2 protein-coding genes are annotated in these 680 nt (G+C 54.4%); one reads left to right on the forward strand and one right to left on the reverse strand.

What is annotated here, in order from left to right; all coding sequences use genetic code 11:
* On the reverse strand, nucleotides 1-295 hold a 295-nt coding region (locus E1189_RS25110), incomplete at its 3' end, for a hypothetical protein (protein ID WP_230460088.1).
* Between the two features lie 29 nt (nucleotides 296-324).
* On the opposite strand from E1189_RS25110, the gene E1189_RS02905 reads away from it, so the two are divergent.
* Entirely contained in the window at nucleotides 325-534 is a 210-nt protein-coding gene (locus E1189_RS02905) for a hypothetical protein (RefSeq protein WP_155158553.1), read from the forward strand.
* Nucleotides 535-680 lie beyond the last annotated feature (146 nt).

The following is a 680-nucleotide window of genomic DNA, read 5'->3' on the forward strand; positions in this document are numbered from 1 at the left end:
CCAAAGACTGAACGACAGGTGAAGATGTGCGGATACGGCCTGTTGAGATGATATCGACCTCTCCTTCACCAGATGGAAAAACAAGCGTGCAGCTACTCACCTGTTTATCTGTACCTGCATCAACAACAATAACGGGAGCTACGGTCAGGATAAGCGAAAGATATGAGACACTTGTCAGCCTCTGTAACGAGAATAACATCCGATTCAACCCAAGTACGAAAGGCCAGTTCATGGCTAAGATAGCGATTCTTTTTAAATCCCGTCTTCTTTCTTTTTGATTCGCTGTATCTTGCACCGGGCGTCGCGGCTGCTCCGGCGGTGAGAGTGAAGCAGGCTGATCGTATCGAAGGTGACACCGCAGGGGCAGGTGGTATTCCGCTTCCCTTTGCACCGGACATCCCTGCTGCCTTGGCAGTGAGAGTTAAACAGGCTGGCCGAAGCGAAAGTAGCGCCACAGAGGCAGGTTGTGTTGCGCTTCCCCTTGCATCGGGCGTCATGGCTGCCCCGGCGGTGAGAGTTAAGCAAACTGACTGAAGCAAAGGTGACACCACAGGGACAGGTGGTGTTCCGCTTTCCCTTGCACTGGGCGTCGCGGCTGCCCCGACGGTGAGAGTTAAGCAAGCTGGCCGAAGCGAAGACGGCACCGCAGGGGCAGGTGGTGCTCTGCTTTCCCTTGCATT

Source organism: Parendozoicomonas verongulae (assembly GCF_009711465.1).
GTDB classification, from domain to species: Bacteria; Pseudomonadota; Gammaproteobacteria; order Pseudomonadales; family Endozoicomonadaceae; genus Sansalvadorimonas; species Sansalvadorimonas verongulae.